The organism is Streptomyces sp. NPDC051684, assembly GCF_044453445.1.
Lineage (GTDB): Bacteria > Actinomycetota > Actinomycetes > Streptomycetales > Streptomycetaceae > Streptomyces.
This window is the reverse complement of record NZ_JBITCS010000002.1, coordinates 1-18232: the sequence shown is the minus strand read 5'-3', so window position 1 is coordinate 18232 and position 18232 is coordinate 1. Positions and strand designations below refer to the sequence as shown.

Below are 18232 nucleotides of genomic sequence, written 5' to 3'. Positions count from 1 at the left end.
GCGTTGTCAGTGGCAATCCGTAGGCTCGCCCCTGATGCCGACGACTACACGTGCCACCACAGAGACGACCGGCCAACTCTCCGCCGTTCGGACGCTGTTGCGGCTGTGGCCGTACGTGCGTCCGGTGCGGGCGCGGTGGGCGGGAGCGGCGTTCGTGGCGGTGCTCGCGTCGTGCCTGGCGCTGGTCTTCCCGCTGGTCCTGAAGTGGATCGTGGACGGTCCGGTCACGGAGCGCGATCCGGGCGGGGTGTGGCTGGGCGCCGGGGTGCTGCTCGGGCTCGGCATCGCGGAGGCGCTCCTGTTCGGCCTTCGCCGGTGGCTGGTGGCGCGGCCGCTCGCGGGGGTGGAGGCGGCGCTGCGGGCCGATCTGTACGGGCATCTGCAGCGGCTCCCGGTCTCCTTCCACGACCGGTGGGCCTCGGGCCAGCTGCTCTCGCGCGGCACGACGGACCTGATGGTGCTCCGGATGTTCCTCGCCTTCCCGCTGACGTTCCTGATCGTCAACGGCGTGACGATCCTGGCCGGGCTCACCGTGCTGATCGTCCAGGACTGGGGGCTCGGCCTCGTCCTGCTCGTCCCCGCCGTGCCGCTGATCGCGTTCTGCTACAAGTTCGAGGGCGGGTACGCGCACGCCTCGCGCCGCGCGCAGGACCAGGTCGGCGATCTGACGACGGTCGTCGAGGAGTCGGTCCTCGGCATCCGCGTCATCAAGGGCTTCGGCCGGCACCGCAGCCAGGCCCGCGCCTTCCGGGACCTGGCGCGCACGGTGCGCGGCACGGAACTGCTCAAGGCGCGGCTGCTCGCCGGGATCCTCACGGTGATCACTCTCCTTCCCGAGGTGGCGCTCGGCGCGGCTCTGGTGATCGGCACGGTCCAGGTCTCCGACGGCTCGCTGTCGGCGGGCACGCTCGTCGCGTTCCTGTCCACGGCGCTCGCGCTGCGCTGGCCCATCGAGTCCATCGGCTTCCTGCTCGCGATGAGCCAGGAGGCGGCGACGGCGACGCGACGCTTCTTCGAGGTCATGGACGCGGCTCCGGAGGCTCCCCATAGCGCCCCTGCCGCGATTGCACTTCAAGCCCCTGCGGCGATTGAGCAGGCCTTTCAAGCCCCTGCGGCGATTGAGCAGCAGGGTCCGGGGCAGAGCCCCGAGTCCGCAACCACGGCGGCCAGTGGTGACGGCATGCGATTCGAAGGGATCGCCTTCCGCTACCCCGACGCCGCCGAGGACTCCACCCCCACCCTCGACGGAGTCGACCTCCACATCCGCCCCGGCGAAACCATGGCCCTCGTCGGAGCGACCGGCAGCGGCAAGACCACCCTCACCGCACTCGTGCCGCGGCTCTACGACGCGACGGACGGCCGCATCACGCTCGACGGCCGCGACATCACCGCGATGCCCCGCGCCGAGCTGCGCGAGCTGGTGTCCGTGGCGTTCGAGGAGCCCACCCTGTTCTCCGCCTCGGTCGCCGAGAACGTCCTGATGGGAGCGGACGAGACCACCGGGACCGAGCACCTGGAGCAGGCGCTCGGCGTCGCGCAGGCCGGATTCGCGCACCGGCTTCCCGACGGCGTCGGCACGGAGGTCGGCGAGCAGGGCCTGAGCCTGTCCGGCGGCCAGCGCCAGCGCCTCGCCCTGGCCCGCTCCGTCGTGGGCACGCCCCGCTTCCTGATCCTCGACGACCCGCTGTCCGCGCTCGACGTGCACACGGAGGCCGCGGTGGAGGCGGAGCTGCGGCGGGTGCTCGCCGACAGCACGGCGCTGGTGGTCGCGCACCGGCCGTCCACGGTGCTGCTCGCCGACCGGGTGGCGCTGCTGTCCGGGGGCCGGATCACGGCGGTCGGCACCCACCACGAACTGCTGCGCGTGAACGCCGAGTACAGACACCTCATGTCGGGCTCGGACGAGCACACCGAGGAGACGGACGCGGGGACGGAGACGGAGCGCGTATGACGACGACCGCGAAACCGGACGACAAGACCGGTACGCAGGGCGATCCCCAACACCCCGAGGACGCCCGGCCCCGCTCCCCCGGCGACCCCTTCGACCAGGACGACCTGCCGACGCCCCAGGGCGCGACGGGCGGGCTGCTGCGCTCGCTGCTCGCGCCCCACCGCCGCACGGTGGCCCTCACGGTCCTCGCGCTGCTCCTGCAACAGGCCGCCGTGCAGTCGGGCCCGCTGATCGTCGCGTACGCCATCGACAGCGCGGTCCCCGCCTTCCGGGCGCACGACTACGGGCCGCTGGTCGTGGTCGGCGCGGGCTTCCTGCTGTGCGCGGTCGGCTCGGCCGCGTTCGTGTACGCGTACATCCGGCTCTCGGCCCGCGTCAGCCAGAACGTGCTGCTCGACCTGCGGGGCCGCATCTTCCGGCACGCGCAGGCGCTGAGCGTGGACTTCCACGACCGGTACACATCGGGGCGGGTCATCTCGCGGGCCACCACGGACGTCGAGGCACTGCGCGAACTGCTCAGCGAGGGCCTCCAGGAACTGGTCAACGTGATCGTGGGCTCGGTCTACATCACGGCGATGCTGCTCTGGCTGGACCTCGGCATCGGCTCGGTCGCGGCTCTGTCCTTCGTCCCGCTGTACGTGCTGATCCGGCTGTACCGGCAGCGGGCGGCGCGGGCGTACGCGGAGCGCTCCTCGGCCATCGCCGCGGTCATCGTGAAGTTCGTCGAGACGATGAACGGCATCCGTCCCGTGCGCGCCTTCCGCCGAGAGCGGGCCAACGACGAGCACTTCGCGAAGCTCAACCACCGGCACGAGCGGTCCAACGGCACGGCGATGCTGGAAATGGCACGCTACGTCGTCGGCTCCCGGCTCCTCGCGAACACGGCGGTGGCGGGGATGGTCCTGTGGGGCGCGTACCGCGTCGCGGGCGGCACGCTCGAACTCGGCGTGCTGGCAGCCGCGGTGCTCTACATCCGCCGCCTGTATGACCCGATCGACCGCCTGGCGATGTTCCTCAACGCGTACGAGAGCGCGGCCGCGTCCCTGCGGAAGATCGCCGGTCTGCTGGCACAGCAGCCGTCCGTGCCGGAACCGGCCGCCCCGCGCCCGCTGCCCGCGCGCGAGGGCGAACGGCCGGGCCGCGAGGTCGAGTTCCGCTCGGTCTCCTTCGGCTACCGCACGGGCGGCGAGGTCCTGCCCCGCTTCGACCTGACGCTGCCGGCCGGGCAGACGGTGGCGGTGGTCGGTTCGACGGGGGCGGGCAAGTCCACCCTGGCCAAGCTCCTCGCCCGCTTCTGCGACCCTTCGCACGGCGAGGTGCTCCTCGACGGCGTGGACCTGCGCGAGCTGCCCAACGCGGACCTCCGGCGCGGCGTGGTGATGGTGACCCAGGAGGCGTTCCTGTTCTCCGGGACGGTCGCCGAGAACATCGCGATCGGCCGTCCCGACGCGAGCCGCGAGGAGATCGAGCGGGCCGCGAAGGCGATCGGCGCCCACGACTTCATCGCCGAGCTCCCCGATGGCTACGACACGGACGTGCGCAAGCGCGGTGGCCGGATCTCGGCGGGCCAGCGGCAGTTGGTGGCGTTCGCCCGCGCCCTCCTCGCCGACCCGGCGGTGCTGATCCTCGACGAGGCGACCAGCTCCCTCGACATCCCGGGCGAGCGCGCGGTGCAGCGCGCGATGCGCACGGTGCTGCACGACCGCACGGCGGTCGTGATCGCCCACCGCCTCTCGACGGTCGAGATCGCGGACCGCGTCCTCGTCATGGCGGACGGCCGCATCGTGGAGGACGGGCCGCCCGGCGAACTCATCACGTCAACCGGCGCGTTCGCGGACCTGCACCGCGCCTGGCGGGAGAGCGTTGCGGCCGACGGCGCGGCCTGAACACCGAAGGGTGCCCGCCCCTCCGCGAGGGTGGCCAGGAAGTACGGGGGCGATTTACGGCCACCCCCCGTGGTCCGCCACCGAACACGGAGCCGTCCGGAAGTGTGCGCACCGCCTCGACCGGTGGCCGGACCCGGCTCCTCCGGGGAGCGCGGCTGGGGCGCGTCGGGCGGCGTAGCACGAGGTGAGGAGCGGGACCCGGGGGTGCGCTCCGGTCCCTGCATCGACCACGGAGGCACCCGCATATCGAACACGACCGCCCGGACTCCGAACCAGATCCGGCCAACCTGTTGACGGGCTCCTGACAGAGCGCGCTCTCTGGTGCCAATCTTCCCAACGGCCGCGGCACAGCTGCCCCACAGCTTCACGGCGCCCGGCCGTTTCGAGAGCACTGCCTGCACTGCGTTCTGCCCGGACGGCCAACCCTGCCGTCCGTTCCCACTGGCCGCGCACCCATGCTGCGGCCGTGCAGAAGGAGTCAGCGTGACACGCACCTCCACCTCCCACAGACGTAGGGCGACCGCGGCGGCGGCCGTCGGAGCCGTCACCGCCCTGCTCGCCGTGGCGTTCCCCGCGGGTTCGGCCACCGCCGACGCCCAGGGCGCGAGCCCCGCGGCCCGCTCGGTCGCGAGCGCCGCGCGCGGCGCCGACCCGGGCTCCCTCCCCGCGAAGCTCTCCCCCGCCGAGCGCGCCGAGCTGATGCGCGAGGCGAACGCCGGCAAGGCCGACACCGCGAAGGACCTCGGCCTCGGCAAGCAGGAGAAACTCGTCGTGCGGGACGTCCTCCAGGACAAGGACGGCACCACCCACACCCGCTACGAGCGCACCTACGACGGGCTCCCGGTCCTGGGCGGCGACCTGATCGTCGAGGCAACGAAGTCCGGGGCCGAGAAGAGCGTCACCAAGGCCGCCAAGGCCGAGCTCAGGACCGTCGACACCACCGCCACGCTGAAACCGGCGAAGGCCGAGACCCAGGCCCTCGCCCTCGCGAAGGCCGACGGCTCGAAGAAGACCGAGGCCGACAAGGCGCCCCGCAAGGTCGTCTGGCTCGGCCAGGGCGCGACGAAGGGCAGGCCCACCCTCGCGTACGAGACCGTGGTCGGCGGCCTCCAGGAGGACGGCACCCCGAACCAGCTGCACGTCATCACCGACGCCACCACCGGCAAGAAGCTCCACGAGTGGCAGGCCATCGAGACCGGCACGGGCAACACCCAGTACAGCGGCACCGTCACCCTCGGCACCGCGCAGTCCGGTTCCTCGTACACGCTGAACGACACGGCCCGCGGCGGCCACAAGACGTACAACCTGAACCGCGGCACGTCCGGCACCGGCACCCTCTACTCCGGCTCCGACGACGTGTGGGGCAACGGGCAGGCAACCAACACCGAGACGGCCGCGGCCGACGCCCACTACGGCGCCGCGCTGACCTGGGACTACTACAAGAACGTGCAGGGCCGCACCGGTATCCGCGGCGACGGCGTCGGCGCGTACAGCCGGGTCCACTACGGCAACGCGTACGTCAACGCGTTCTGGGACGACAGCTGCTTCTGCATGACCTACGGCGACGGCACCAGCAACACCCACCCGCTCACCTCCATCGACGTGGCCGCGCACGAGATGAGCCACGGCGTCACGTCGAACACCGCGGGCCTCAACTACTCCGGCGAGTCCGGCGGGTTGAACGAGGCGACGTCCGACATCTTCGCGGCGGCCGTCGAGTTCTACGCCAACAACCCCAGCGACGTGGGCGACTACCTCGTCGGCGAGAAGATCAACATCAACGGCGACGGAACCCCGCTGCGCTACATGGACAAGCCGAGCAAGGACGGCGCGTCCAAGGACGCCTGGTACTCGGGCATCGGCGGAGTCGACGTGCACTACTCCTCGGGTCCGGCGAACCACTTCTTCTACCTGCTCAGCGAGGGCAGCGGAACGAAGACGATCAACGGCGTGACCTACAACTCGCCCACCTCGGACGGCCTTCCGGTCACCGGCATCGGCCGCGACAAGGCGGCGCTGATCTGGTTCAAGGCGCTGTCCACGAAGTTCACGTCGACGACGAACTACGCGGGCGCCCGCACCGGCACCCTCGCGGCCGCCGGTGAGCTGTACGGGACGACGTCCGCCGAGTACAAGGCCGTGCAGGACGCGTGGGCCGGCATCAACGTCGGCGCCCGCTCCGGCGGCGGCGACCCGGGCACCGGCAAGACGTTCACCAACGACGCGAACGTGAACATCCCGGACTCCCCGGGAGCGGCCGTCACCTCGTCCGTCGCGGTCACCGGCATCAGCGGCGCGGCCCCGTCCACGCTGAAGGTCGGCGTCGACATCGTGCACACGTGGAGCGGTGACCTCCAGGTCGACCTGGTCGGCCCGAGCGGCAGAACGTACCGCCTGCACAGCTCGACGTACGACCCGACGCCGAACATCCGGACGACGTACACGGTCAACGCCTCGGCCGAGACCGCGAACGGCACCTGGAAGCTGAAGGTCCAGGACCTCGGTCCGCAGGACACGGGCTACATCAACAGCTTCAAGCTGACGTTCCCGTAAACCCGATCAAGGCTCGATCGAGCCCCGCCGGCGATCGAGGCGCGGGGTCCGGGGCAGCGCCCCGGGCCCCGACCCCGGCGGGGCCTCACCGCATCAACACCCCGGCCCCCTCCTGCGTCGCCTCCGTCGGCAGCGCCACCAGTCCCGTCTCCGCCACCGAGGCAAGCAGCGGATGTGCGGGCAACACACGCACCGTGTACCCGTAGGGCCCACTGCGGTCGAGGGCCAGCGGCCCCTCGTACGCCCAGCGGCCCTCGGCGTCCGGGCCGCCGACCGGTTTCAGCGGCACCGTCGTCGGCTCCGTGATCCGGTCCTCGGAGTCGACGCGGCCCGCGACGGCCTGCACCTCGACGTCGTCAGGCCCCAACTCGCCGAGCGCGACCCGGACATGGAGGCCGAGGGTGGCGCCCAGTTCGGCGCCGCCGGCCGACGCCTCCACGTGGTCGACGGTGACCCGCGGCCAGGCGGCACGCACCCGGGCCTTCCACGCCGCGAGGTCCCGGGCCGCGTCCGGGTCGAGGGCCCGCGCGGAGCCCGCGGCGGGGGCGTACAGCTGGTCCACGTACTCCCGGACCATGCGCCCCGCGAGGAGTTTCGGGCCGAGGTGGGTGAGGGTCCTGCGGACCATCTCGATCCAGCGGTCGGGCAGCCCCTCGGGGCCCCGCTCGTAGAAGCGCGGCGTCACCCGGCGCTCGAGCAGGTCGTACAGCGCGGCCGCCTCCAGGTCGTCGCGCCGGTGCTCGTCCGTGGCCGTGCCGTCGGCCGTGGGGATGGCCCAGCCGTAGTCGGGCGCGAACCATTCGTCCCACCAGCCGTCCAGGACGGACAGGTTGAGGCAGCCGTTGAGCGCGGCCTTCATACCGGATGTGCCGCACGCCTCCAGCGGCCTGAGCGGATTGTTGAGCCAGACGTCGCAGCCGGGATAGAGCTTCTGCGCCATCGCCATCCCGTAGTCGGGCAGGAAGACGATCCGGTGCCGCACCCGCGGATCGTCGGTGAACCGGACCAGCTCCTGCACGAGGCGCTTGCCCCCGTCGTCGGCCGGGTGCGCCTTGCCCGCGACCACGATCTGCACCGGCCGCTCCTCGTCGAGCAGCAGCCGCATCAGCCGGTCCGGATCGCGCAGCATCAGCGTGAGCCGCTTGTACGAGGGGACGCGGCGCGCAAAGCCGATGGTGAGCACGTCGGGGTCCAGCACGCCGTCGATCCAGCCGAGTTCGGCCGCGCCCGCGCCGCGCTGGCGCCAGGACGCGGCGAGCCGCTCGCGCACCTCGTCGACGAGCCCCCGCCGCAGTTCGCCGCGCAGCTCCCAGATGTCCCGGTCGGGTATCTCGCCGACCGCGTCCCAGCGGCCCGAGGCGCCGACCGACAGGGCGTCCTCGGTGCGCCGCTCCCCGATCTGCCGCGCGCCGAGCCGGTACACCTCGGGCGCGACCCAGGTGGGCGCGTGCACGCCGTTGGTCACGGAGGCGATCGGCACCTCCTCGACGTCGAATCCCGGCCACAGACCGGCGAACATGTCCCGGCTGACGGACCCGTGCAGGGTGGAGACGCCGTTGGCGCGCTGGGCGAGCCGCAGGCCCATCACCGCCATGTTGAAGACGTTCGGGTCGCCGCCCGCGTACGTCTCCATGCCGAGGTCGAGGATGCGCTGCACGTCGAGGCCCGGCAGTTCGGCGGCGGCGCCGAAGTGGCGGGCGACGAGCTCCCGGTCGAAGCGGTCGATCCCGGCGGGCACGGGGGTGTGCGTGGTGAAGACGGCGCCCGCCCGCACGGCTTCGAGCGCGGAGTCGAAGTCCGCGCCCCGCTCGGCGAGTTCGGCGATCCGCTCCACGCCGAGGAAGCCCGCGTGCCCCTCGTTGGTGTGGAACACCTCGGGTTCCGGGTGCCCGGTGAGCCGGCAGTACGCACGCACCGCGCGCACCCCGCCGATCCCGAGCAGCATCTCCTGCAACAGCCGGTGCTCGCTGCCGCCGCCGTAGAGCCGGTCGGTCACGTCCCGTTCGTGGGCGTCGTTCTCCTCCACGTCCGAGTCGAGAAGGAGCAGCGGGACCCGGCCGACCTGCGCCTGCCACACCCGGGCGAGCAGCCGCCGGCCGCCGGGGAGGGCGAGCGCGAGGTGCACGGCGGTGCCGTCGGTCTCCCGCAGCAGGGTCAGCGGCAGCTCGTTCGGGTCGGTGACCGGATACGTCTCCTGCTGCCAGCCGTCCCGGGAGAGCGACTGCCGGAAGTAGCCGTGCCGGTAAAGGAGTCCTACGCCGATCAGCGGCACCCCCAGGTCGCTCGCGGCCTTGAGGTGGTCGCCGGCGAGGATCCCGAGGCCGCCCGAGTACTGCGGCAGCGCGGCCGTGATGCCGAACTCCGGAGAGAAGTAGGCGATCCCGGAAGGGAGTTGGGAGGTCAGCGCCCGGTCCTGGTACCAGCGGTCGTCGTGCAGATAGCCGCGCAGATCGTCGGCGACCTCGCTCAGCCTCGCGAGGAAGTCCTCGTCCCCCGCGAGCCGGGCGAGCCGCTCGGGCGGGACGCTGCCGAGCAGCCGCAGCGGGTCACCGGCGGACGCGGCCCAGCGGCCGGGGTCCACGGCGGCGAACAGATCACGGGTCCCGGCATGCCAGGACCAGCGCAGATTGCGCGCCAAATCGTGCAGCGGGGCGAGGGGGTCGGGCAGGACCGGGCGGACGGTGAATCGGCGGATGGCCTTCACGTGCTCACCTCTGCGGTTGCGCGTCGGATGCCGGAAGTCGCCTCCCGACGGTAGCCGCACGGCCGCTCCCCGGGCCACGGCGCGGGGCGGGGCGCCGGAACGCGTACGGCGGTCCGGGCACGCGCTGCGTGCGCCCGGACCGCCGTACGCGGATGCCCCTGGGGCCTTCGTCAGGCGATTGCCGCCCCGGTGCCGCGTGCGCCGCCGATGTAGTCGGTGAGCGCCGCGTCGTCGTACACCTCGATGTCGACGGGGGTGCCCTTGGTCAGGTGGAGGTCCTTCACGAGGAAGTCCACGGGAGCCTCGCTGCCGGGCGCGGCGTACGTGCCCAGGTTGTGCGTGACACCGTTCGTCGTGGCGGAGACGTGCACGTAGAACGTGTCGCCGTCGTTGCGGGTGTCGTACACCCGCAACTGCTGCGTCTCCGGCTGGAACTCCACCTCACCGAGGCGTGAACCGTCCTTCGTCAGCGCCACGTCGGCACCGACGCTGCCGCCCGCGGCCTGCCGGTAGGTGACCGCCGCGTCGGGGTTGGGGTCGTAGGCCGCGGCCGGTGCGGCCGCGGCGCCGAGCAGCGCGCCCACCGCTAGGGCCGCTCCCGTGAGAACGCGTGCAAGCCGTCGCGGACGTCGGGTCGCTGTCATGCGTGTTGCCCCCCAGATCAAAAAACCACATCCAAACCATTCGGACGTCGGTGCAGGAAGTTGTCGCCACTGGTCTTCGGCGACCTGCCCACGATGCCAGATTTCATGATCACCCAGAGGCACGCAACGCCCAGAGGTCGTCAGCCGGCGCGGACCACCACGAAAACCCCACGGACCCGCCGCTCGTCCTCCGCGCTCCATTCGGCGGAGACCTCGCCGACGGCGTCGTCCGGCGCCTGCGCGCCCGCCTCCAGTACGCGCACGACCTCGGGCCGCACGTCGTCGCCGGTGACCCGGGCGCGCACGGTCGGGTCGAGGGCCCCGTCGACGCTCTGCGCGTGCGCGGGCACCTCGCCCTTGAGCAGGGCGGTCAACTCCCGTACGAGCACCGGGTCCTTGGCGCCGTCGTACACCCAGCGCCTCCCCAGCACGCCGTGCTCGACGGTGCCGATGAGCGCGTCGTCCGCGGCGCCCTCCAGCGGGGCTCCTCGGTAGGCCATCGGCACGTGGTACGTCACCGGCTCGGGGCCCGAGGTGTCCGTCGCGGCCATGAACTCGAGGCCGACCTCGCCGGCCGGGTCGTCGAGCCGGAACCCGCCGGCCTTGGTCAGCTCCGGGGCGCCGGAGCCCTGGTACCAGGGCTGCTTCGGGAGCCAGTCGGCGAGGAGTTCGAGCTTGGTGGGCTTCAGTGTGGTGCGGTGAATGATCGACACGGCTTCATCATCGGACGTCGCCGTGGGCCACGCCAGCCAATTGCGTACCCCGCCCGGCGGCCCGAGCCCCCACGGAGACCGGAAAACGCCGCAACTCAACCGCACAACCCCCACGACCGATATGGCCGATTCCGCCACCTCGTACCTCCTTGTGGCGCTTCACACCGCACGAGAGGCTGCCAACTGGCGTGAGACCGCGCCGAGTTGAGGAGGGGAACTCATCCATGGCAGGGACCGTGCGAGTGACGCGAAAGCGACGGACGCGCTGGGCCGGCGGGCTCACCGCGGTCGCCACGGTCGCGGTGCTTTCGGCCACCACGCTGCCCGCGGACGCCGCCCCCGCTCAGGGACGGATATTCGGCGCCGGGGAGCCCGGCGCCATAGCGGGCAGCTACATAGTGACATTGAAGGGGGACACGAAGGCCCCGTCCGAGGCGGGCAAGGGCCTCGCGGAGAAGTACGGGGCGAAAATACGCCACACCTACAGCAAGGCGCTGAACGGCTACGCGGTGACCCTCGGCGAGGGACAGGCCAAGCGGCTCGCGGCCGACGGGAACGTCGCGTCGGTCGTCCAGGACTCCCAGGTCACGATGGAGCACACCCAGAAGAACCCGCCCTCGTGGGGCCTGGACCGCATCGACCAGAAGGATCTGCCGCTCGACGCGTCGTACACCTGGCCCGAGTCCGCGGGCACGGGCGTGCACGTCTACGTGATCGACACCGGCATCCGCGCCACCCACCGCGACTTCGGCGGACGGGCCACCAGCGGCTGGGACTTCGTCGACAACGACTCGACCGCGCAGGACGGCAACGGGCACGGCACCCATGTCGCCGGGACCGTCGCGGGCGAGACGTACGGCGTCGCCAAGCAGGCCGACGTGGTCGGCGTGCGGGTGCTCGACGACGCGGGCTCCGGCACGACGGCGCAGGTGCTCGCGGGCATCGACTGGGTGACCAAGCACGCCCAGCGTCCTGCCGTGGCGAACCTGAGCCTCGGCGGCTACGCGAACGCCCAACTCGACGCCGCCGTACGCAACTCCATCGCCTCGGGCGTCACCTACACGGTGGCCGCGGGCAACGACGGCATGCCCGCCGAGCTGTACTCACCGGCCCGCGTCAAGGAAGCGATCACGGTCGGCGCGAGCGGCAAGAAGGACGCGCGTGCGAGCTTCTCCAATTGGGGTACCCGTCTCGACCTGTTCGCGCCCGGCGTGGACATCACGTCCGCTTCGTACAGGAGCGACTCGGGGAAGGACACCTTCTCCGGTACGTCGATGGCCTCGCCGCACGTCGCGGGCGCGGCCGCGCTGTACCTCGCCGACCACGCGACGGCCTCGCCCGCCGAGGTGAGCAAGGCGCTGGCCGAGCGCGCGGCGGCGGGCAAGGTGACGGGCGCGGGCCTCGGCTCGCCGAACAAGCTGCTCCAGGTGAACAACCCGTAGGAGGAGGTGGGTTCATGGTCCGGTCCCGTCGATTTCGGCGGGACCGGTCTTATGTGTTCCCTTACGCGCCAGTAGTGACGAGTAGTTGGTACGACACGGATTGCCCGTCGATGGAGCGTGGAAGGCTCCACCGGTACGCCGCACTGCTGCACCGCACTGCCCTCTCCCCGAATCTCGTCTCCGCACCCCCGATCCCCCGCGGACAGGAGCGGTCATGCCCTCAAAGCGCCCTACGCCCACGCCACCGCGTGCCACCACGGGCCGTATCCCCATACGTGACGTCCGCCCGGTCGTCGACCACGGTCGGCGCCCCGCCAAGGCCGTGGTCGGCGAGACCTTCCTGGTCACGGCCACCGTGTTCCGCGAGGGGCACGACGCCGTCGCCGCGAACGTCGTGCTGCGCGGACCCGACGGCGAGCCCGGCCCGTGGACGCCGATGCGCGAGCTGGCCCCCGGCACCGACCGCTGGGGCGCCGAGGTCACCCCGGACGCCCCCGGCCGCTGGACGTACCGGGTCGAGGCGTGGGGCGACCCCGTGGCCACGTGGCGGCACACCGCGAAGATCAAGGTTCCGGCGGGCATCGACACCGAACTCGTCCTGGAAGAGGGCGCGTTGCTGCACGACCGCGCCGCGAGAAGCGCCCCCGCACCGCTTCGCGAAACGATTGTGCGGGCCGCCGCCGCGCTCCGCGACACCAGCCGCCCGGCCCCCGCCCGCCTGGCCGCCGCGCTAGCCCCCGACGTGCACCGGGTCCTCGCCCGCCACCCGCTGCGCGAACTGGTCACGCGCAGCGGCCGACTGCCCCTCCTGGTGGAGCGGGAGCGGGCGCTGTTCGGGTCCTGGTACGAGTTCTTTCCGCGTTCGGAGGGGGCCGTGGTCGAGCCGGGGAAGCCGCCGGTGAGCGGCACGTTCCGTACGGCGGCCCGGCGGCTTCCGGCCATCGCGGCGATGGGTTTCGACGTGGTGTACCTGCCGCCGGTGCATCCCATCGGCACCACGTTTCGCAAGGGTCCCAACAATTCGCTGTCGCCTGGTCCGTGCGACGTGGGTGTGCCGTGGGCGATCGGTTCGCCCGAGGGCGGGCACGATGCGGTCCATCCGGACCTGGGCACTTTCGAGGATTTCGACGACTTCGTTGGCCGGGCGCGGGAGTTGGGCATGGAGGTGGCCCTGGATTTCGCGTTGCAGTGCTCGCCGGATCATCCGTGGGTGGACAAGCATCCCGACTGGTTCCATCACCGTCCGGACGGCAGTATCGCGTATGCGGAGAATCCGCCGAAGAAGTACCAGGACATCTATCCGCTCGCCTTCGACGCGGACCTGCCGGGTCTGATCGCCGAGACGACGCGGATCCTGCGCCTGTGGATGGGGCACGGGGTGCGGATCTTCCGCGTGGACAATCCGCACACCAAGCCGGTCGTCTTCTGGGAGAAGGTGATCGCGGACATCAACGGCAGTGACCCGGACGTGATTTTCCTGGCGGAGGCGTTCACCCGGCCCGCGATGATGCACACCCTGGCCGCGGTCGGTTTCCAGCAGTCGTACACGTACTTCACCTGGCGCAATACGAAGCCGGAACTCACGGACTACGCGCAGGAGTTGAGCGGTGAGGCGGCGTCCTACATGCGGCCGAACCTGTTCGTGAACACCCCCGACATCCTGCACGAGTTCCTCCAGGACGGCGGTCGTCCCGCCTTCGAACTGCGCGCCGTCCTCGCCGCGACGCTGGCGCCCACCTGGGGCCTCTACAGCGGGTACGAACTGTGCGAGAACACCCCGCTGCGCGCCGGGAGCGAGGAGTATCTGAACTCGGAGAAGTACCAACTGGTGCCGCGGGACTGGGAGTCGGCCGAACGGGAGGGCCGCACGATCGCCCCGCTGATCACCGCGCTCAACGCGATCCGCCGCCGCAATCCGGCCCTGCGCACGCTGCGGGACGTGCACTTCCACGGGGCCGACAACGACGCGCTGCTCGTGTACTCCAAGACCACCGCATCCGCACAGGGCTCGAACACGGTATTGGTGGTCGTGAACCTCGACCCGCACCACACCCAGGAGGCGACGGTGTCGTTGGACATGCCGCACCTGGGGCTCGACTGGCACGCCTCCGTGCCGGTGCACGACGAGCTCACCGGCGAGACGTACCACTGGGGCAGGACGAACTATGTGCGCCTAGAGCCGGGCCGCACGCCCGCGCACATCCTCGTCCTCCCGCCACGCCGCGATGAATTTCTCAGGAGCATTCGGGACATGGGATTCGGAGGGTCACCCACACCATGATGATGAATGAGCCCGTCCCGGACACCTTCGAGGACACCCCCGCGAAGGACCGGGACCCGGATTGGTTCAAGCGCGCGGTCTTCTACGAGGTCCTGGTCCGCTCCTTCCAGGACAGCAACGGCGACGGCGTCGGAGACCTCAAGGGCATCACGGCGAAGCTGGACTACCTCCAGTGGCTGGGGGTGGACTGTCTCTGGCTCCCGCCGTTCTTCAAGTCGCCGCTCAGGGACGGCGGTTACGACGTATCGGACTACACCTCGGTACTCCCGGAGTTCGGTGACCTGGCCGACTTCGTCGAGTTCGTGGACGCCGCGCACCAGCGTGGCATGCGCGTGGTCATCGACTTCGTCATGAACCACACGAGTGATCAGCACGACTGGTTCCAGGAGTCCCGCTCGGACCCGGAGGGCCCCTATGGCGACTACTACGTCTGGGCGGACGACGACAAGCAGTACGCCGATGCGCGGATCATCTTCGTGGACACGGAGGCCTCGAACTGGACCTTCGACCCGGTGCGCAAGCAGTACTACTGGCACCGCTTCTTCTCCCACCAGCCGGATCTGAACTACGAGAACCCGGCCGTCCAGGAGGAGATCCTCGCCGCCCTGCGCTTCTGGCTCGACCTGGGCATCGACGGCTTCCGCCTCGACGCGGTCCCCTACCTGTACGCCGAGGAGGGCACCAACTGCGAGAACCTCCCGGCCACGCACGAGATGCTCAAGCGGGTCCGCAAGGAGATCGACGCCCAGTACCCGGACGTCGTCCTGCTCGCCGAGGCCAACCAGTGGCCCGAGGACGTCGTCGACTACTTCGGCGACACCGCCTCCGGCGGCGACGAGTGCCACATGGCCTTCCACTTCCCGGTGATGCCGCGGATCTTCATGGCGGTGCGCCGCGAGTCGCGCTACCCGGTCTCCGAGATCCTCGCCAAGACCCCGCCGATCCCGGCCGGCTGCCAGTGGGGCATCTTCCTGCGCAACCACGACGAGCTGACCCTGGAAATGGTCACCGACGAAGAGCGCGACTACATGTACGCGGAGTACGCCAAGGACCCGCGGATGCGCGCCAACATCGGCATCCGCCGGCGCCTGGCCCCGCTGCTCGACAACGACCGCAACCAGATCGAGCTGTTCACCGCGCTGCTGCTGTCGCTGCCCGGCACCCCGATCCTGTACTACGGCGACGAGATCGGGATGGGCGACAACATCTGGCTCGGCGACCGCGACGCGGTGCGCACCCCGATGCAGTGGACCCCGGACCGCAACGCGGGCTTCTCCTCCTGCGACCCCGGCCGCCTCTCGCTGCCCACGATCATGGACCCGGTCTACGGCTACCAGGTCACCAACGTGGAGGCGGCGATGTCGTCGCCGTCATCGCTGCTGCACTGGACCCGCCGGATGATCGAGATCCGCAAGCAGAACCCGGCGTTCGGCCTCGGCTCCTACACCGAACTGCCCTCCTCCAACCCGGCCGTCCTCGCGTTCCTGAGGGAATTCAAGGACGACCTGGTCCTGTGCGTGCACAACTTCTCCCGCTTCGCCCAGCCCACCGAACTGGACCTCCAGTCCTTCAACGGGCGGCACCCGGTGGAACTGATCGGCGGAGTGCGCTTCCCCGCGATCGGCGAACTCCCGTACCTGCTGACCCTCGCGGGACACGGGTTCTACTGGTTCCGCCTCCGCAAGGACTGACGACGACATACCTGGGCACTCTCCACGCATATCCGGGAAAGGACACGACGCCATGTCGGAAGCCGCAACCCGGCCCGCCGCCCCGACGGCCGGAGAATCCGAGTTACTCATGTCGCTCGACCCCTTGCTGCGCGAATGGCTGCCACGCCAGCGGTGGTTCGCCGGCAAGGGCCGCCCCGTCACCGGCTTCACCCTGGACTCCGTCACCGAACTGCTGCCGGACGCCGCCCTGTTGCACCTCCTCGTGCGCGCCCATCAGCCACCGGCCGACGAGGAGGGGCCCGGCGACCGCTACCAGCTGCTCATCGGCACCGCCGAGGCCGCGGCGCCGCACCTCGCGCCCGCGGTCATCGGCCACATCACGCACGGACCGCTGGCGGGCCGCACCGCGTACGAGGCACTCCAGGACCCGCGGCACAGCGCCGTCCTCCTGGAGCGGCTCCGAATACCCGGCGCGCTCGGCGCCCTCCGCTTCCACCGCGGCCCGCACGGCGAGGTCCCGCGCGACCTCGCGCCCCGCCCCCTGACGGCGGAACAGTCCAACTCCTCGGTCGTGTACGGCGACACGCTCATAGCCAAGGTGTTCCGCCGGGTCGTCCCCGGCCTCAACCCCGACCTGGAACTGCCGCTGGCCCTGGCCCGCGAGGGCTGCGACCGGGTGCCTGCGCCGGTCGCCTGGTTCGAGACGGCCGGGACGCACTCCGCGGAACCCGCGACGCTCGGCCTCCTTCAGCCCTTCCTCAGAGGCGCGGCCGACGGCTGGGACCTCGCCCTCAAGCACGTCACCAACCAGCAGGACTTCACGGCGCAGGCCCGCGAGCTCGGCCGCGCCACCGCCGAGGTGCACACGTCCCTGGCCCGGGCGCTGCCCACGGTCACGTACACACGCGCCCACATCGACCAGCTCGCCGCGTCGATGACGCGCCGCCTGGAGGCGACGGCCGGACAGGTCCCGCCGCTGCTCCCCTACGTGGACGGACTGCGCTCCGCCTTCGACGCGCTCGCGCAGCTCGGCGCCGAGGGCCGCACCTGGCAGGCCCAGCGGGTCCACGGCGACCTGCACCTGGGCCAGTGCCTGCGCGAGCCGTCCGGCACCTGGAAGCTGATCGACTTCGAGGGCGAACCGACCCGCCCCCTCGCGGAACGCCGCCTGCCGCACCCCGTCCACCGCGACATCGCCGGCATGCTGCGCTCCTTCGACTACGCGTCGCCGCAGAGCGAATGGTCGCTCGCCTGCCGCGCCGCGTTCTGCGACGGCTACGCGGAGGTGACGGGCACCGACCCCCGCACGGCCCCGGTCCTCCTGCGCGCCTACGAAACGGACAAGGCCGTCTACGAGGCCCTGTACGAGGCCCGCCACAGGCCGGACTGGCTCCAGGTCCCGTTGGCCGCACTGAAACGCCTGGCGGGCAACTAGGGCTTGTCGTTTGGATCAGGCCCCGCGAGCCCGGCCTGATCCAAACGACAGGCCCTAGGTCGCACCGCACGAGACCGGCACGCACACACGAAGGCGCCCAAGGAGGCCCCCACCGTGACCCGCCGCCCGACCACCACCCCGGCCCCCGTCCCCCCGGACGACCGCACCCGGCTCCTCGCAGCGACCCACCACGACCCCCACGGAGTGCTCGGCGCGCACGCCGCCCACGGCGGCATCGCCTTCCGCACCTGGCGCCCCTACGCCCGGCAGGTGGCCGTCACCACCCCGGAGGGCCTGCACGCCGAACTCCACGACGACGGCGACGGGTTCTTCACCGCCCTGCTCCAGCTCCGCGAGATTCCGACCGCGTACGAACTGGAGATCACGTACGCCGAGACGACCCAGCGGATCGCGGACGCGTACGCCCTGCTGCCCTCCCTCGGCGACCTCGACCTGCACCTGCTGGCCGAGGGCCGCCACGAACGGCTCTGGGAGGCGCTCGGCGCACACCCCATGGAGCACCAGGGCATCCAGGGCACCCGCTTCACGGTGTGGGCGCCCAACGCCCGGGGCATCCGCGTCGTCGGCACCTTCAACTACTGGGACGGCGCGGCCCACAGCATGCGCTCGCTCGGCTCGTCCGGCATCTGGGAACTGTTCGTCCCGGACATCGGCGAGGGCGAACTCTACAAGTTCGAGATCACCCGGCCCGACGGCAGCAAGACCATGCGCGCCGACCCGCTCGCCACGCGCACCGAGGAGCCCCCGGCCAACTCCTCGATGATCCACGCCTCCCACCACACGTGGGGCGATGATGCCTGGCTGGAGCGGCGTGCCGCCCGCCCCGTCCACGCGGCCCCGTTCTCGGCGTACGAGGTGCACCTGCCGTCCTGGCGCCCCGGCCTCTCCTACCGCCAACTCGCCGAGCAACTCCCCGCCTACGTATCGGA

The 18232-nt window shown here is 71.3% G+C and carries 10 protein-coding genes and 1 pseudogene; 8 read left to right on the top strand and 3 right to left on the bottom strand.

Annotated elements, in window-relative coordinates:
- The first annotated feature begins 34 nt into the window (after positions 1–34).
- The 3 genes from ACIA8D_RS02570 (at position 35) to ACIA8D_RS02560 (ending at position 6390) form a co-directional block, all read left to right on the top strand.
- Positions 35–1951, top strand: a complete 1917-nt coding sequence (locus tag ACIA8D_RS02570) for an ABC transporter ATP-binding protein (protein ID WP_399228076.1) — start codon at positions 35–37, stop codon at positions 1949–1951.
- A complete protein-coding gene (locus ACIA8D_RS02565) occupies positions 1948–3837 on the top strand; it encodes an ABC transporter ATP-binding protein (RefSeq protein WP_399228075.1) in 1890 nt (629 codons plus the stop codon). Before ACIA8D_RS02570 ends, ACIA8D_RS02565 begins: the two co-directional genes overlap by 4 nt.
- A 483-nt stretch (positions 3838–4320) precedes the next feature.
- Positions 4321–6390 (top strand): M4 family metallopeptidase, encoded by a 2070-nt coding sequence (locus ACIA8D_RS02560; RefSeq protein ID WP_399228074.1) that lies wholly within the window; start codon positions 4321–4323, stop codon positions 6388–6390.
- Between the two features lie 85 nt (positions 6391–6475).
- On the opposite strand, the gene glgP is transcribed toward ACIA8D_RS02560, so the two are convergent.
- The 3 genes from glgP to ACIA8D_RS02545 all read right to left on the bottom strand — a co-directional run bounded on the left by glgP (position 6476) and on the right by ACIA8D_RS02545 (position 10451).
- Positions 6476–9094, bottom strand: a complete 2619-nt coding sequence (gene glgP, locus ACIA8D_RS02555) for an alpha-glucan family phosphorylase (RefSeq protein ID WP_399228073.1) — start codon at positions 9092–9094, stop codon at positions 6476–6478.
- Positions 9095–9264: 170 nt separating this feature from the next.
- A complete protein-coding gene (locus ACIA8D_RS02550) occupies positions 9265–9678 on the bottom strand; it encodes a hypothetical protein (RefSeq protein WP_399228072.1) in 414 nt (137 codons plus the stop codon).
- Between the two features lie 200 nt (positions 9679–9878).
- Positions 9879–10451, bottom strand: a complete 573-nt coding sequence (locus tag ACIA8D_RS02545) for a 1,4-alpha-glucan branching protein (RefSeq protein WP_399228071.1) — start codon at positions 10449–10451, stop codon at positions 9879–9881.
- A 224-nt stretch (positions 10452–10675) separates the two neighbouring features.
- On the opposite strand from ACIA8D_RS02545, the gene ACIA8D_RS02540 reads away from it, so the two are divergent.
- From ACIA8D_RS02540 to ACIA8D_RS02520, 5 genes and pseudogenes are all read left to right on the top strand, one after another.
- A complete protein-coding gene (locus tag ACIA8D_RS02540; RefSeq protein ID WP_399228070.1) occupies positions 10676–11893 on the top strand; it encodes a S8 family peptidase in 1218 nt (405 codons plus the stop codon).
- Positions 11894–12107: 214 nt separating this feature from the next.
- Positions 12108–14174: an alpha-1,4-glucan--maltose-1-phosphate maltosyltransferase gene (locus tag ACIA8D_RS02535; protein WP_399228069.1), complete on the top strand. Its 2067-nt coding sequence runs from the start codon at positions 12108–12110 to the stop codon at positions 14172–14174.
- Positions 14171–15865: a maltose alpha-D-glucosyltransferase gene (treS, locus tag ACIA8D_RS02530; protein ID WP_399228067.1), complete on the top strand. Its 1695-nt coding sequence runs from the start codon at positions 14171–14173 to the stop codon at positions 15863–15865. Before ACIA8D_RS02535 ends, treS begins: the two co-directional genes overlap by 4 nt.
- A 52-nt stretch (positions 15866–15917) precedes the next feature.
- Entirely contained in the window at positions 15918–17282 is a 1365-nt protein-coding gene (locus ACIA8D_RS02525; RefSeq protein ID WP_399228065.1) for a maltokinase, read from the top strand.
- Between the two features lie 114 nt (positions 17283–17396).
- A pseudogene (locus ACIA8D_RS02520) lies at positions 17397–18232 on the top strand (1,4-alpha-glucan branching enzyme); the annotation flags it as partial.

Bases quoted from the DNA above. Each gene is read 5' to 3' on its own strand.
- ACIA8D_RS02535 (WP_399228069.1), top strand. From the start codon at position 12,108: ATGCCCTCAAAGCGCCCTACGCCCACGCCACCGCGTGCCACCACGGGC.
- ACIA8D_RS02540 (WP_399228070.1), top strand. From the start codon at position 10,676: ATGGCAGGGACCGTGCGAGTGACGCGAAAGCGACGGACGCGCTGGGCC.
- ACIA8D_RS02525 (WP_399228065.1), top strand. From the start codon at position 15,918: ATGTCGGAAGCCGCAACCCGGCCCGCCGCCCCGACGGCCGGAGAATCC.
- ACIA8D_RS02570 (WP_399228076.1), top strand. From the start codon at position 35: ATGCCGACGACTACACGTGCCACCACAGAGACGACCGGCCAACTCTCC.
- ACIA8D_RS02565 (WP_399228075.1), top strand. From the start codon at position 1,948: ATGACGACGACCGCGAAACCGGACGACAAGACCGGTACGCAGGGCGAT.
- treS (WP_399228067.1), top strand. From the start codon at position 14,171: ATGATGATGAATGAGCCCGTCCCGGACACCTTCGAGGACACCCCCGCG.